This is a genomic window from Kingella bonacorsii (assembly GCF_016623605.1).
Lineage (GTDB): Bacteria > Pseudomonadota > Gammaproteobacteria > Burkholderiales > Neisseriaceae > Kingella_B > Kingella_B oralis.
Genome location: NZ_JAEHNZ010000001.1, coordinates 494,635 through 506,956, shown reverse-complemented (window position 1 = coordinate 506,956; position 12,322 = coordinate 494,635). Strand labels below are relative to the sequence as shown.

General features: G+C 54.4%; 15 protein-coding genes. 8 read left to right on the top strand and 7 right to left on the bottom strand.

What is annotated here, in order from left to right:
* Window positions 1-11 precede the first annotated feature (11 nt).
* A complete protein-coding gene (locus JDW22_RS02620) occupies window positions 12-677 on the top strand; it encodes an RBBP9/YdeN family alpha/beta hydrolase (protein WP_200521579.1) in 666 nt (221 codons plus the stop codon).
* Between the two features lie 106 nt (window positions 678-783).
* Window positions 784-1,332 carry a hypothetical protein gene (locus tag JDW22_RS02615; protein WP_200521578.1) on the top strand — a complete coding sequence of 183 codons (549 nt, stop codon included), beginning with the start codon at window positions 784-786 and terminating at the stop codon, window positions 1,330-1,332.
* 59 nt (window positions 1,333-1,391) lie between these two features.
* On the opposite strand, the gene JDW22_RS02610 is transcribed toward JDW22_RS02615, so the two are convergent.
* A complete protein-coding gene (locus JDW22_RS02610) occupies window positions 1,392-1,628 on the bottom strand; it encodes a hypothetical protein (protein ID WP_200521577.1) in 237 nt (78 codons plus the stop codon).
* 236 nt (window positions 1,629-1,864) lie between these two features.
* Window positions 1,865-2,725, bottom strand: coding sequence for a phosphoribosylaminoimidazolesuccinocarboxamide synthase (locus JDW22_RS02605; RefSeq protein WP_200521576.1), 861 nt, complete (start codon window positions 2,723-2,725; stop codon window positions 1,865-1,867).
* Window positions 2,726-2,864: 139 nt separating this feature from the next.
* Between JDW22_RS02605 and JDW22_RS02600 the strand changes: the two genes are divergently transcribed.
* Window positions 2,865-3,104, top strand: a complete 240-nt coding sequence (locus JDW22_RS02600) for a hypothetical protein (protein WP_200521575.1) — start codon at window positions 2,865-2,867, stop codon at window positions 3,102-3,104.
* Here JDW22_RS02600 and JDW22_RS02595 read toward each other — a convergent pair.
* Window positions 3,076-4,251, bottom strand: a complete 1,176-nt coding sequence (locus JDW22_RS02595; RefSeq protein WP_200521574.1) for an alpha-hydroxy acid oxidase — start codon at window positions 4,249-4,251, stop codon at window positions 3,076-3,078. The genes JDW22_RS02600 and JDW22_RS02595 overlap by 29 nt on opposite strands.
* A gap of 33 nt (window positions 4,252-4,284) precedes the next feature.
* On the opposite strand from JDW22_RS02595, the gene JDW22_RS02590 reads away from it, so the two are divergent.
* On the top strand, window positions 4,285-4,452 hold the full coding sequence (locus tag JDW22_RS02590; RefSeq protein ID WP_200521573.1) for a hypothetical protein: 168 nt from the start codon (window positions 4,285-4,287) through the stop codon (window positions 4,450-4,452).
* Here the strand turns inward: JDW22_RS02590 and thrB are convergent.
* Window positions 4,437-5,360: a homoserine kinase gene (gene thrB, locus JDW22_RS02585; protein WP_200521572.1), complete on the bottom strand. Its 924-nt coding sequence runs from the start codon at window positions 5,358-5,360 to the stop codon at window positions 4,437-4,439. The two genes, JDW22_RS02590 and thrB, sit on opposite strands and share 16 nt — an antisense overlap.
* Window positions 5,361-5,726: 366 nt before the next feature.
* Here thrB and hisC point away from each other — a divergent pair, with 366 nt between their 5' ends.
* Window positions 5,727-6,953 carry a histidinol-phosphate transaminase gene (gene hisC / locus JDW22_RS02580; RefSeq protein WP_200521571.1) on the top strand — a complete coding sequence of 409 codons (1,227 nt, stop codon included), beginning with the start codon at window positions 5,727-5,729 and terminating at the stop codon, window positions 6,951-6,953.
* A gap of 233 nt (window positions 6,954-7,186) precedes the next feature.
* Window positions 7,187-7,780 carry an imidazoleglycerol-phosphate dehydratase HisB gene (hisB, locus tag JDW22_RS02575; RefSeq protein ID WP_200521570.1) on the top strand — a complete coding sequence of 198 codons (594 nt, stop codon included), beginning with the start codon at window positions 7,187-7,189 and terminating at the stop codon, window positions 7,778-7,780.
* A 172-nt stretch (window positions 7,781-7,952) separates the two neighbouring features.
* On the opposite strand, the gene JDW22_RS13840 is transcribed toward hisB, so the two are convergent.
* Genes JDW22_RS13840 through JDW22_RS02560 form a run of 3 tightly spaced genes read right to left on the bottom strand, consistent with a single transcriptional unit; the run spans window position 7,953 to window position 9,881 of the window.
* Complete coding sequence (locus JDW22_RS13840; protein ID WP_155803034.1) at window positions 7,953-9,518, bottom strand: beta-galactosidase; 1,566 nt, start codon at window positions 9,516-9,518, stop codon at window positions 7,953-7,955.
* Between the two features lie 9 nt (window positions 9,519-9,527).
* Window positions 9,528-9,707 (bottom strand): hypothetical protein, encoded by a 180-nt coding sequence (locus tag JDW22_RS02565; protein ID WP_200521569.1) that lies wholly within the window; start codon window positions 9,705-9,707, stop codon window positions 9,528-9,530.
* A gap of 33 nt (window positions 9,708-9,740) precedes the next feature.
* Complete coding sequence (locus JDW22_RS02560; protein ID WP_003795053.1) at window positions 9,741-9,881, bottom strand: hypothetical protein; 141 nt, start codon at window positions 9,879-9,881, stop codon at window positions 9,741-9,743.
* Window positions 9,882-10,024: 143 nt separating this feature from the next.
* On the opposite strand from JDW22_RS02560, the gene JDW22_RS02555 reads away from it, so the two are divergent.
* Window positions 10,025-11,029, top strand: coding sequence for an MBL fold metallo-hydrolase (locus JDW22_RS02555; RefSeq protein ID WP_200521568.1), 1,005 nt, complete (start codon window positions 10,025-10,027; stop codon window positions 11,027-11,029).
* Window positions 11,030-11,260: 231 nt separating this feature from the next.
* Window positions 11,261-12,199 carry a ribosome biogenesis GTPase YlqF gene (gene ylqF / locus JDW22_RS02550; RefSeq protein ID WP_200521567.1) on the top strand — a complete coding sequence of 313 codons (939 nt, stop codon included), beginning with the start codon at window positions 11,261-11,263 and terminating at the stop codon, window positions 12,197-12,199.
* Window positions 12,200-12,322: the final 123 nt, after the last annotated feature.

Below are 12,322 nucleotides of genomic sequence, written 5' to 3'. Positions count from 1 at the left end.
GCAAACCGACCATGAGCCGCCGTCAATTTTGCACCACCGCCGCCGCAGGCGTGCTTACCGCGTGCGCCAAACTGCCCCGCCGCAGCAATCGCCCCACTATGTTTATTATCCACGGCTACGGTGCAACCATAAACAACCACTGGTTTGGCTGGCTGCAAACCCAGCTAGAACAGCGCGGCATCGCCGCTGTGCGCGTGCCGATGCCCGATAGCACGCAGCCCGATTTTGACCGCTGGCAGCAAACGCTGGCGCAGTATATCGGCAAACCACAGGAAAACCATATATTTGTGGCGCACAGCTTGGGCACGATTTCGCTGCTGCATTATCTCACCGCCACCCAGCCGCGCAAAATTGGCGGGCTGGTGCTGGTATCCGCCTTTGGCGCGCGCATTCCCACGCTGCCCGAAATCAACGGCTTTAATATTGATGCCTACGTTGACCGCTGCCGCATTGATTTTGCCGCCATCGCCCGCATGGCAGGCAACCGCATTGAGCTGATTAGTGCCGATGACGACACCATCGTTCCCGTTGAAAACACGCGCTATGTGGCAAAAGAGTTGAACGGCTATTTGCATATCCGCGCCACGGGCGGGCACTTTTTGGATAGGGACGGGTTTACCCAATTCCCGCCCGTGCTGGAATCGGTGGAGCGGATTGTGCAGATGTTGCAAGAATAGGGCATTGAGGCAGCCTGAAAATGGGTTTGGTGTTTCGGGCTGCCTAAACCGTTGCCAACAGCCAGAGGCAGCCTGAAAATACTCCACGCCAATAAAAAGGAAACCCATGCCCCGCCGCATCATCGCCCTCATTTTTCTCGCCCTTTCCATTATGTTTGTAGAACAAGCCTTGACGAATTACGCCTTTCAAGACTGGCTGTTTGCGCGGCATCACAACATATTAAGCTGGTATATCCGCCCGCTGCTGCTGATTCCCATTATGCTGGCGGCGTGGTGGCGCAGTTGGGCGGGGCTGATGGCGGGCATCTTCGCGCTGCTCACCAGTATGGCATGGTTTCCCGCGCCCGCCATTGCCGATGCCAACGTTACGCGCTTTCTTGCCGATGAAGTCGCCTTTTTGCGCGGCGGCTGGACGCTGCAAACAGGGCTGTACACGCTTGCCGTGTTGGCGTATTTCGCGTTGCTGCTGGGCGCGGCTTGGCAGCGCAGCGGCAAAGGCTTGGCGGCGGTTTTAGCCGCAGCAGCGGTGGGCAAAGTGGCGTTTAGCCTGATGGGCAGCGGCGCATCTGCCCGCGCATTGATTGCGCCCGCATTGCTGGGCTTGGCGATTGGGCTGGGCGTGGTGTGGCGGTTGTGGCGGGCGAAGCAGAAGTAAGGCAGCCTGAAAGCAGGATACGCAATGGAGCAGCGATAGTTCGTTGCCAAAATGGCGAATTAAACGGAGGCAGCCTGAAAGCGGGTTTGGCGTTTCAGGCTGCCCCAACCCTTCGCGCTGCCTGAAACAGAACATGGCGTATCGCCGCCATACCCACTCTTTGCGTTGCCGTAGCCCAAGCGTTTCAGGCTGCCTTTAAGCATCGTAAAGGCAGCCTGAAAACAAGATACACAATGGAGTGGCGGCGGCTCGTCGTCAAATGACGGATTACACAGAAGAGTTGGTAGGTCGGGCATTTATGCCCGACAAACGCTGACCTATTTATCTATAGTCGTTCCAATTAAGACTTAGACAAGGCGGTGAGCCGCAGATAGTACAAGTAGTACAGCAAGGCGAGCCAACGCTGTATAAGGCTTAATTGGGACGACTATAATACGCCACTAAAAACGTCGGGCATAAATGCCCAACCTACTTAGGTTCTACAAGCGTTTCAGGCTGTCTTTGCGAAACATCAAAGGCAGCCTGAAACTTATTACGCGGTAAGCAACCGCAGGGCTTCTTGATACTTGGCAACGGTTTTGGCCAGCACGTCGGCGGGGATGGTGGGTGCGGGTGGTTGTTTGTTCCAGCCGCTGTGTTCCAGCCAGTCGCGGATGAATTGTTTGTCAAACGAGGGAGGATTGCTGCCGATTTGGTAGCTTTGCGCTGCCCAGAAGCGGCTGGAATCGGGGGTGAGCACTTCGTCCATTAGGGTGAGCGTGCCGTGGGCATCTAGCCCAAATTCAAATTTGGTGTCGGCGATGATGATGCCGCGGGTGGCGGCGTATTCGGCGGCTTCGGTGTAGAGCTGGATGGCTTTGGCGCGCACTTGTTCGGCAAGTTCGCTGCCGATGATGTCGCAGCAGCGGGCGAAGCTGATGTTTTCGTCGTGGTCGCCCACTTCGGCTTTGGTGGAGGGGGTGAAGATGACTTCGGGCAGTTTTTCGGCTTCGCGCAGGTTGGTGGGGAGTGGGATGCCGCAGATTTCGCCTGTGGCTTGGTAGGCTTTCCAGCCGCTGCCGCTGATGTAGCCGCGCACCACGGCTTCTATTTTCACGGGTGCGAGCCGTTTGGCGACAACGGCGCGTTGTTCTATGGCGCGGGCTTGTTCGGCAGGCAGGATGTCGTACACGGTTTGCCCTGTGAAATGGTTGGGCATGATGTGGGCGAGTTTGTTGAACCAGAAGTTGGAGATTTGGGTGAGGATTTCGCCTTTTTGTGGGATGGGTTCGTTGAGAATCACGTCAAAAGCGGACAGGCGGTCGCTGGCAACGATGAGCATGGTTTGCTCGTCAATTTCGTAGAGGTCGCGGACTTTGCCTGAGTAGAGTTTTTTGAGGGGGATGGTGGTCATGGTTGGGCTTTCTTGGCGGTGGGAAAACGGGTTTCAACCTTGCGCGTTGCGCTGCGGTATACCTCTTTGGCTTTGCATCAGTTCGCATGGCTAAATCAAAGAAAGATTTAGATGCTCACTAGATACCCAAATCAAAGATTTGGACAAAGAGGCAAGGCTGCCTTTGGGGCGGTATCTGAAAGATTGGGGCAGCCTGAAAAGGGCGGGGCTGCGGCAAGAGTGGGTATGGCGGCGATACGCCATGTGCTGTTTCAGGCTGCATCAAGGCTTGGGCAGCCTGAAATGGGATTGGGCGACGGGGCTGTTCTCGCGCTATGGGTTGAGCTTGGGCGCAGCGCGCAAACGCATTTTCAGGCTGCCTCGGGGTAGCTGCCTTTAACCAATATATCGCGGGTTACGTTTTGGATGTCGCGGTGTCCTGTGAACGCCATGCTCAAATCCATTTCGTTATACAGGATTTCCAGCGCGCGGGTTACGCCTGCTTCGCCGTAGGCGGCAAGTCCGTAGAGATAGGGCCGTCCGATGAATGCGCCGCGCGCGCCCAGCGCCCATGCTTTGAGGATGTCTTGCCCCGTGCGGATGCCGCCGTCCAGCCAGACTTCGGTTTGGCTGCCCACGGCTTGCACGATGGCGGGCAGGGCGCGGATGGAGGATGGCGCACCGTCTAGCTGCCTGCCGCCGTGGTTGGAAACGATGATGGCATCCGCGCCGTGCTGCACGGCTTTTTCGGCATCTTCGGGGTCTAGGATGCCTTTGATAACGAGTTTGCCGCCCCATAGGTCTTTGATGCGGGCGATGTCGTCCCAGCTGAGTTTGGGGTCAAATTGTTTGGCAACCCACGGCATCAGCTGCGATAGGTCGGTTACGTCTTTGGCGTGGCCGGCGATGTTGCGGAAGGTGCGCCGTTGGGTGTTGAGCATTTTTAGCCCCCATTCTATTTTGGTGGCGAGATTGAGTAGGTTGAATAAGGTGGGGCGCGGGGGGACGGTGAGTCCGTTTTTGATGTCGCGGTGGCGTTGCCCGACGATTTGTAAATCGGCGGTTAAAACGAGCGCGCTGCATTGGGCGGCTTTGGCGCGGCGGATTAAATCCGCCATAAATTCGCGGTCGCGCATCACATAAAGCTGAAACCAGAAGGGGGTGGTGGTGTTTTCGGCAACGTCTTCGATGGAGCAGATGGACATGGTGGAGAGGGTGTAGGGGATGCCGAATTTTTCGCAGGCGCGGGCGGCGAGGATTTCGCCGTCGGCGTGAAACATGCCTGCCAGCCCTGTGGGGGCGATGGCGAGCGGCATTTTGACTTCTTGCCCGAGCATTTGGGTTTTCAGGCTGCGGTTTTCCATGTTTACTAATACGCGCTGGCGAAATTGGATGGGGGCGAAATCGGCGGCGTTGGCGCGGTAGGTGGTTTGTGTCCATGAGCCTGTGTCGGCGTAGTCGTAGAACATTTTGGGGAGCTTGCGGCGAGCGACTTGGCGGAGGTCTTCGATGGTGGTGATTTGGGATAGGGGTGGGGTGAATAGCATGGGGGTGTCCTTTTGGGGTTTTCAGGCTGCCTATTGATAGAGCGTCGGCGGCTCGCCGACATGGCGGTTGGGTTGATGAGATGGCTGAGGGTTAGCGTTTATGGCGACGAGCCGTCGCCGTTCCATTGTGGGCAGAAAAACAATAGGCAGCCTGAAACACAAAATCCGTTTCAGGCTGCCTTTGTTTACGCGCTGCGGTAGGCGAGTAATAAATTGCGGAATACGTTGGGGTCTTTGATAAAGGTCATTTCGCCCTCGGCGGGGAAGTGGTAATCCAACAGGCGCGATACCCAGAAGCGGATGCAGCCTGCGCGGTAGGCGGTGGGCAGGTAGTCTTGTTCGGCGGGGGTTAGGCGGCGGATGCTTTGGTAGCCGTTTAGGAAGGCGTGTTGCAGGGTGGGGTCTATGTGGTTGTTGGCGGTGCGCGCCCAGTCGTTGATGGCGATGGCGATGTCGTAAACAAAGCTGCCGTTGCAGGCGTAGTAAAAATCTATAAAGCCTGCGACTTGGTCGCCGTTGAGCAATACGTTGTCTTTGAATAAATCGGCGTGGATGATGCCGCTGGGCAGGTGGGTGTCGGGGTGTTGGGCTAGGTGGGCGATTTCGTCTTGCAGCAGTTGCGCGTCTTGGGGTTCTAGGTGGGGAATAAGTTGCGCGGCGCTGTCTGTCCACCATTTTGCGTGGCGCGGATTAGGCATGGTTTGGGGGAAACTTGCGCCTGCTTGGTGCATTTTGGCGAGCATGATGCCTGTGTTGTGGCATTGGGCGGCGGTGGGATAGGCAACGTCGCTGCCGTTGAGTTTTTCTACGATGCAGGCGGGTTTGCCGGCTAGGGTGGCGGTGAGCGCGCCGTTGCGCTGGGCAACGGGGGCGGGGCAGGCGACGCCGTTTGCGCTAAGGTGTCGGGTGAGCTCCATGAAAAACGGGACTTCGTGCGCTTTCAGGGTTTCAAACACGGTGAGCACATAGCTGCCGCTTTGGGTGTGCAAAAAATAATTGCTGTTGGTTACGCCTTGGGCGATGCCTTGCAGGGATTGAAATTCGCCAAGATTGTATCGGGTGAGCAGTTGGCGCATTTCGTCGTCGGAAACGCTGGTGTAAACTGACATGGGGCAGCCTGAAAACGAATGGGGTTGAAAGGGGGCTATGATAGCAAATTTGGGCAGCATAGGCAGCCCGAAAAGGCTAAGTGGCGGGCGGCGGGTAGCTTTCAGGCTGCCTTTTGATATGGTTGGGGCAGCCTGAAATCTTGGCAAAACGGGCATCCGTTGCACTGCAGCGTTTTTCCGACATCTTGCCGACATTTTGTTAGCACGGTACGCCATTGGGGCGATGCGCCGTTGCCGTTCCATTTTAGGCTTCAGGCTGCCGCAAACTCCGTTTGGGGGCGATTGGGGTTTTGTGATACATTTGCCACCGTTTCAGCCAAGCAATTCAATTATTTAATCTAACCCAGTTCAACGGAAGCCCAAACCATGCCCACATCTGTTATCCGCCCCGATATTCTCGCCCAAACTGCCTACCACGTTGCCGATGCGCCCGCCGATTTCATCAAGCTGGATGCGATGGAAGTGCCGTTTCTGTTCCCCGAAGCCCTGCGCGCCGAACTTGCCGCCGAGCTAGCTGCCGCGCCGATTAACCGCTATCCCAACATCGCCGCCAGCCCCCTGCCAGAATTATTGCGCCGCACGTTTGCCCTGCCCGAAAACGCGCAAATTGTGCTGGGCAATGGTTCAGACGAAATCATCCAATTTATCGCGCTGCTGGTTGCCCAAGCCAACGCCAGCATGCTCGCGGTTGAACCCAGCTTTGTGATGTATCGCCGCAACGCTGAATTGTTTGGCTTGAACTACATCGGCGTGCCGCTCAACCCCGATTTCACGCTTAATTTAGAAGCCACGCTCAAAGCAATAGAACAACACAAACCCGCGCTGATTTTCCTCGCCTACCCCAACAACCCCACGGGCGTGCCGTTTAGCCGCGAAGCCGTGGAAGCCATTATCCAAGCCGCCACAGGCATTGTGGTGATTGACGAAGCCTACGGCGCGTTTAGCCACGACAGCTTTGCCGCCCAAGCAGGGCAGCCTGAAAACCTCGTGGTGATGCGCACATTAAGCAAAATCGGCTTCGCAGGCTTGCGCGTGGGCTACGCGGTGGGCAGCCCCGCCGTGATGGGCGAGTTGGCAAAAATCATGCCGCCTTACAACATGAACCAGCTCAGCCTAGCCGCCGCCGCCTTCGCCCTGCGCTATGCCGACGTGTTCGCGCAAAACATTGAAACGCTGAAAAACGAACGCGCCCGCGTTGCCAACGCGCTGGCGGAGTTGGAAGATGTAACCGTGTTCCCCAGCGAAGCCAATTTTGTAACCACCCGCCTGCCCGATGCGCCGCTGGCATTTAACGCGCTCAAAGACAACAAAATTTTGGTGAAAAACCTGCACGGCACACATCCTTTGCTGCAAAACTGCCTGCGCCTGACCATCGGCACGCCCGAGGAAAACGACCAAGTGCTGCGCGTGCTGGCAAACGTGATTGCCGAGCATATCCGCGCCAAACAAAGCGGCTTTTATGCCAACGCCGATGCCATCGCGCGGCTGAACGCAGGCATGATTAAAGGCGTGTTGCTGGCGGTGGCGCTGTTTTCGCTGATGAGCATTTATTTGTGCAGCCATTATTTTGGCGATTTGGTGGTGGCGATTTAGCCGAATTGAGTAGGTTGAGGCAGCCTGAAAATCGTTTTAGCGCAGCCCAAAGGTTGCCATTTCATGCGTTGCGCCGCATACCACGCTTGCCGTGCGCTGATGGCAATCATGCGCTCTCCGTTGTAATCCGTTGTAAATAACCCCAAAGGCAGCCTGAAACGTATCAAAAGCCGTTTCAGGCTGCCTCAATCCCATTTTCTCCCCATTTTCAAACACAACCACAAGGACACCCCATGCGAACCGCCACCATCACCCGCAACACCAGCGAAACCCAAATCACCGTCGCCCTCAACCTAGACGGCACAGGCAAAGCCCGCTTTGACACAGGCATCCCCTTTTTGGAACACATGCTAGACCAAATCGCTCGCCACGGCTTAATAGACCTAGACATCGTGTGCCACGGTGATTTGCATATTGACGACCACCACAGCGTGGAAGACATCGGCATCACGCTGGGGCAGGCGCTCAAAGCCGCTTTGGGCGACAAAATCGGCATCCGCCGCTATGGGCACAGCTATGTGCCGCTGGATGAAGCATTAAGCCGCGTGGTGCTGGATTTATCAGGGCGCGCAGGGCTGGAATACCACATTGACTTCACCCGCGCCACCATCGGCAAGTTTGACGTGGATTTGTTTAGCGAGTTTTTTCACGGGCTGGTAAACCACGCCATGATCACGCTGCATATTGACAACCTGCGCGGCAAAAACGCCCACCACCAAGCCGAAACCGTGTTCAAAGCCTTCGGGCGCTCGCTGCGGATGGCGGTGGAATACGACGAGCGCATGGCAGGCAAAATGCCTTCTACCAAGGGGACGCTTACCGCATAATGCCCGCTGTGTTGTGTTTCAGGCTGCCTTTGAGTGATGCAAAGGCAGCCTGAAAATTGGTTGTGGAATGTATTAAGAACCTGTATTCACTATTCTCATCGGTATCTTTTATGTCATCAAATCTACCTATGCAAATAGTGAATACAGGTTCTTATTCCGAAATATTAATTAATTATTTTTTAATCATTTTTCGCAACACATTTACTGCCATTTTTTCTGTGCCATTATTACGCCACAAACCAAAATAATCCTCTGCTGTAGTAAGCTCTAATGCATCAGCTTTGCCATTATGGTCAGTATCTAAATTTGCATCAGGTTTACCATCATTATCGGTGTCAATATTCACATCTAATATTTTGTCATTATTGGCATCTTGGCTGATGATTCCTAAAACATATGGTTTACGATCATTTTCACCATTATATAAAATGATTGGTCCTTTATAATTTTTGCTTTTTTCAGCCGTTTCCAATAGCAAGCGAATAGTATTGGCTTGTTTTTCTTCATCTAGCCCTTCATACATAGCGGGTACGCCCACTTCTGTTGCCCAAATTTCTTTAGCATCGCCGTTATCAGCCATAATCTGATATAAGGTTTTTTCGTTAGCTGCTTGAGGCGCAAGATCAATATGAACTTTGTCGCCATACATAATTGCCCAGCCATTGGTACGCCATTCTTTGCCCGTAATCCCATATGGATGGTGTGAAAGCGTATCAAAATAACCTTTTGCACCTGCTGCATACATACGGTTTAGAAACTCAAATGGTGAAATGTAACCATCGCTATAGGGGCGTGAATCCCCCACTGTCATGCCTCCCGCTAAAATATTTACATTGGGATTTGCTTTGTGCGCAGCGATATAAGCTAGTTTAAGCAAATGTGTATAATTTTCAGGGTTTGGTTTAGGGTTCGTTAAGCTGTCATGCCAGAAACCAGGATTGCCAGGCTCATTCCATACTTCAAAATTGGATATTCCTTGTGGCGCATAGCGATGTACCACATCTCCCATAAATTTAGCAAAATCAGCATAATAAGCAGCTTTGGGCGCAAATGACGCTATATACATCCCATTGGTTTCCCATATTTCTTTTTCAGTATTAGATAACTTGTTGGCATCGCTTGCCCATTCTGGTGTGCCGCTAACTTGCATGAGAACTTTCATGCCATATTTTTTTGCTAGTTGCACAGCTGCATCAGTATCAGACCAATCGTATGTACCATTTTCTTTTGGCTGAATGCGATGCCATGAAGCAATTATGCGTACCCATGTAACACCTAATTCGGCAGCGCGTTTATATGAAATCTCTGCTTTCTCTAAATTGCTTCCCCAAAAAGGGTTGGTTGGCTGAATACCTATATTATTTAGAGTAGAGGATGGATTATGTATATTGTTGTGATTTTGTGTAGTGTTATGACCATTTGCGCCTGAATTGGAGTTATCGGGCGCAGGGGTAGGTGCGGGCGCAGATGGCGCATTGTTGCCATTGTTGTTGCTGTTGTCGGGCGGGATATGGGTGCCGTTGCCGTTGTTATTGGATGGCGGTGGGGGCGCGGGGGGATTGTTGTTTCTGTTTGGGTCTGTGGGATGAGTGCTGGAGTTTCTGTTTTTCTTAGTCGTTATTATGTGCGCATTTTTGTTGGATGATGCGCGCGATGATGCTGTTGTCATTTTTTTATCGTTTAAACAGCCTGTTAAACAAAGTGCCAGCAGCGGCAAGAACCAATAGTGCTTTTTCATGTTGCAACCCTAATCAAAAATTGAAAAACGAATGTTTGCGGCTAGGTAAAATTGAACCGTATCAAAAAACGCAGTAAGAACGATGCCGTTTTGTAAATTTTTGCCTTGTTTTTGTAAAACCATACGGCATCCTGAAATAATATGCTGGTGTGATTTGCGCACTAAAAAACCTGCATCCACCAACAGCATGGCGAATACAGGTTTGCACGTTTTCAGGCTGCCTCAGCCGCCGCACACGCCGCAGCAACCGCTTTTGCCGTGTTCGTCTTTTTTCTCGTTGTTCAAAACGGGCAATTCCACCTCTTTGGCGGGCGCGTCTTTTTGCTCGTTGACATCGTTTACTTGAATGGTGTTTTCGCTCATGGTTTTTCCTTAAAAGCGGGGTTAATCAAGCGGCGGATTATAGCGAGTTTGCACGGCATAGGCAGCCTGAAAAATCCCCCGCCCCCTGTTTCAGGCTGCCTAAACCCCGTATCATCCCATCCTTTTCATCCCACCACACAACCATGCGCTATCCCATCCGCCCCGCCAGCGACCACTACAACCCCATCAACCAAACATTCTACGTTACCCCGCCGCAGCAGCCCGTGCAGGGTGGCATCCAAACCGTGTTGCGCTGGCTCAAAGCCATGACCTTCGATGCACCCAAATACGCCCCGCCCGCGCCACTGCCCAGCCAAACGCCCGATTGGGCAACCTTTTTGCAAGACGACCAACCGCGCCTTATCTGGTTTGGGCACAGCAGCGTGTTTATCCGCATCGCCGGCAAAACCCTGCTGCTGGACCCCGTGTTCAGCCGACACGCCTCGCCCATCCCGCTTATCTCGCGCCGCTATCAAGCCCCGCCCGCCAGCCTTAGCCAACTGCCGCCCGTGGACTACATTCTATACAGCCACAACCACTACGACCACCTGGACAAGCTCACCGTGCGGCACCACATCGACAGCGATACCCAATTTATCGTGCCGCTCAATCTGGGCACGCTGCTGCAAAAATGGGGCATCCCGCCCGCGCGCATCATCGAGCTGGATTGGTGGCAACACACCGCCATCGGCAGCCTGAAAATCCACGCCGTGCCCGCGCGGCACAACAGCAGCCGCGGCTGGGGCGACTTCAACAAAACCCTGTGGGCAGGCTACGTTATCCAAACCCCGCAGCACACCGTCTATTTTTCGGGCGACAGCAGCTACGGCAGCCACTACCGCCAAATCGGGCAACGCTTCCCCAAAATAGACCTCGCCCTCGTTGAAAACGGGCAATACAACGCCAACTGGCGCGACAACCACATGCACCCCGAAGAAACCGCCCAAGCCGCCGCCGACCTGCGCCCCCACCGCTTTATGCCGATACACTGGGGCATGTTCAGCCTCGCTATGCACCCGTGGGATGAACCCGTGCGCCGCAGCTTGCCGCTGATTCGCGCGCAAAATATCGCCACGCTCACCCCCACGCTCGGGCAAGTGTGCACGCTAGATACGCCAACCAGCGACTGGTGGGAAAACATAAAATGATATAATCCACACCGTTTCAGGCTGCCTTATCTTGTTTACCAGAACAACACAGGCAGCCTGAAAACCCGTTTACCCGCCCGTGATGGAATAGCTTGCCCACCCATAAAGCCCAGTCTCAATACACCATTTAACGACAGACCATCGCCGCCCCATTTCAGGCTGCCTGAGCGTTCACACAAAGTTTCAGGCTGCCCCATCCCAACTGTCAAACCCCAACACGAAAGCACCCACATGGCAATCCAATGGTTCCCCGGACACATGAACAAAGCAAAAAAAGCCATCGCCGAGCGCCTAAAAAGCGTGGACATGGTGATAGAAATGCTGGACGCGCGCCTGCCCGCATCCAGCGAAAACCCCCTGCTCGCCCAGCTAGCCAAAGGCAAGCCCAAGCTCAAAATTCTCAACAAACAAGACCTTGCCGACCCCGAGCGCACCGCTATCTGGCTGGATTACTTTGCCGCGCAAGAGCAAACCCAAGCCATCGCGCTAGACAGCTCCGAAAAAGCCGCCGCACCCAAAATCACCACCGCCTGCCGCAGCCTTATGCCCAACCGCAAAGGCATAGACAAACCTCTGCGCGTGCTCATCTGCGGCATCCCCAACGTGGGCAAATCCACGCTTATCAACGGCATGATAGGCAAAAAATCCGCCAAAACAGGCAACGAACCGGGCATCACCAAAGCCGAACAACGCCTGTTCCTCGCCGACGACTTCTGGCTCTACGACACCCCCGGCATGCTGTGGCCCAAAATCATCGTAGAAGAATCGGGCTACAACCTTGCCGCCAGCGGCGCCATCGGACGCAACGCGCTGGATGAAGAAGAAGTCGCGCTGGAACTGCTGGACTACCTGCGCCGCCACTATCTGCCCCTGCTGCAAGCGCGATACGCCGCCGACAAAGACCCCAGCAGCCATTGGCAAGACACCCAATGGCTAGAATGGATCGCACAAAAACGCGGCGCCGTATTAAGCGGCAACCGCATCAACTACCAAAAAGCCGCCGAGCTGGTGCTCACCGATTTTCGCGAAGGCAAAATCGGGCGCATCACGCTGGAAACCCCCAACCAATGGGAAACATGGCTCAAAGCCGCCCGCAAAAAAGAAGCCGAACTCAAAGCCGCCCGCGAAGCCCGCCAAGCCGCGCGCAAAGGGCAGGCGCAAGGTTCATAAAGGCAGCCTGAAAATGGGAAAAACCGTTTTCAGGCTGCCTCAACATCCGCTTATCTTTGCCCATAAGCGTGGCGTCTTGCCGCCACACCCACGCCCCGCAGCCCAACCCTCCGCGCATGGTTC

Excerpts from the sequence above, each read along its gene's own strand:
- JDW22_RS02620 (WP_200521579.1), top strand. The coding sequence starts at position 12 with ATGAGCCGCCGTCAATTTTGCACCACCGCCGCCGCAGGCGTGCTTACC.
- JDW22_RS02615 (WP_200521578.1), top strand. The coding sequence starts at position 784 with ATGCCCCGCCGCATCATCGCCCTCATTTTTCTCGCCCTTTCCATTATG.
- JDW22_RS02610 (WP_200521577.1), bottom strand. The coding sequence starts at position 1,628 with ATGCCCGACCTACCAACTCTTCTGTGTAATCCGTCATTTGACGACGAG.
- JDW22_RS02605 (WP_200521576.1), bottom strand. The coding sequence starts at position 2,725 with ATGACCACCATCCCCCTCAAAAAACTCTACTCAGGCAAAGTCCGCGAC.
- JDW22_RS02595 (WP_200521574.1), bottom strand. The coding sequence starts at position 4,251 with ATGCTATTCACCCCACCCCTATCCCAAATCACCACCATCGAAGACCTC.
- thrB (WP_200521572.1), bottom strand. The coding sequence starts at position 5,360 with ATGTCAGTTTACACCAGCGTTTCCGACGACGAAATGCGCCAACTGCTC.
- hisC (WP_200521571.1), top strand. The coding sequence starts at position 5,727 with ATGCCCACATCTGTTATCCGCCCCGATATTCTCGCCCAAACTGCCTAC.
- hisB (WP_200521570.1), top strand. The coding sequence starts at position 7,187 with ATGCGAACCGCCACCATCACCCGCAACACCAGCGAAACCCAAATCACC.
- JDW22_RS13840 (WP_155803034.1), bottom strand. The coding sequence starts at position 9,518 with ATGAAAAAGCACTATTGGTTCTTGCCGCTGCTGGCACTTTGTTTAACA.
- JDW22_RS02565 (WP_200521569.1), bottom strand. The coding sequence starts at position 9,707 with ATGCTGTTGGTGGATGCAGGTTTTTTAGTGCGCAAATCACACCAGCAT.
- JDW22_RS02560 (WP_003795053.1), bottom strand. The coding sequence starts at position 9,881 with ATGAGCGAAAACACCATTCAAGTAAACGATGTCAACGAGCAAAAAGAC.
- JDW22_RS02555 (WP_200521568.1), top strand. The coding sequence starts at position 10,025 with ATGCGCTATCCCATCCGCCCCGCCAGCGACCACTACAACCCCATCAAC.
- ylqF (WP_200521567.1), top strand. The coding sequence starts at position 11,261 with ATGGCAATCCAATGGTTCCCCGGACACATGAACAAAGCAAAAAAAGCC.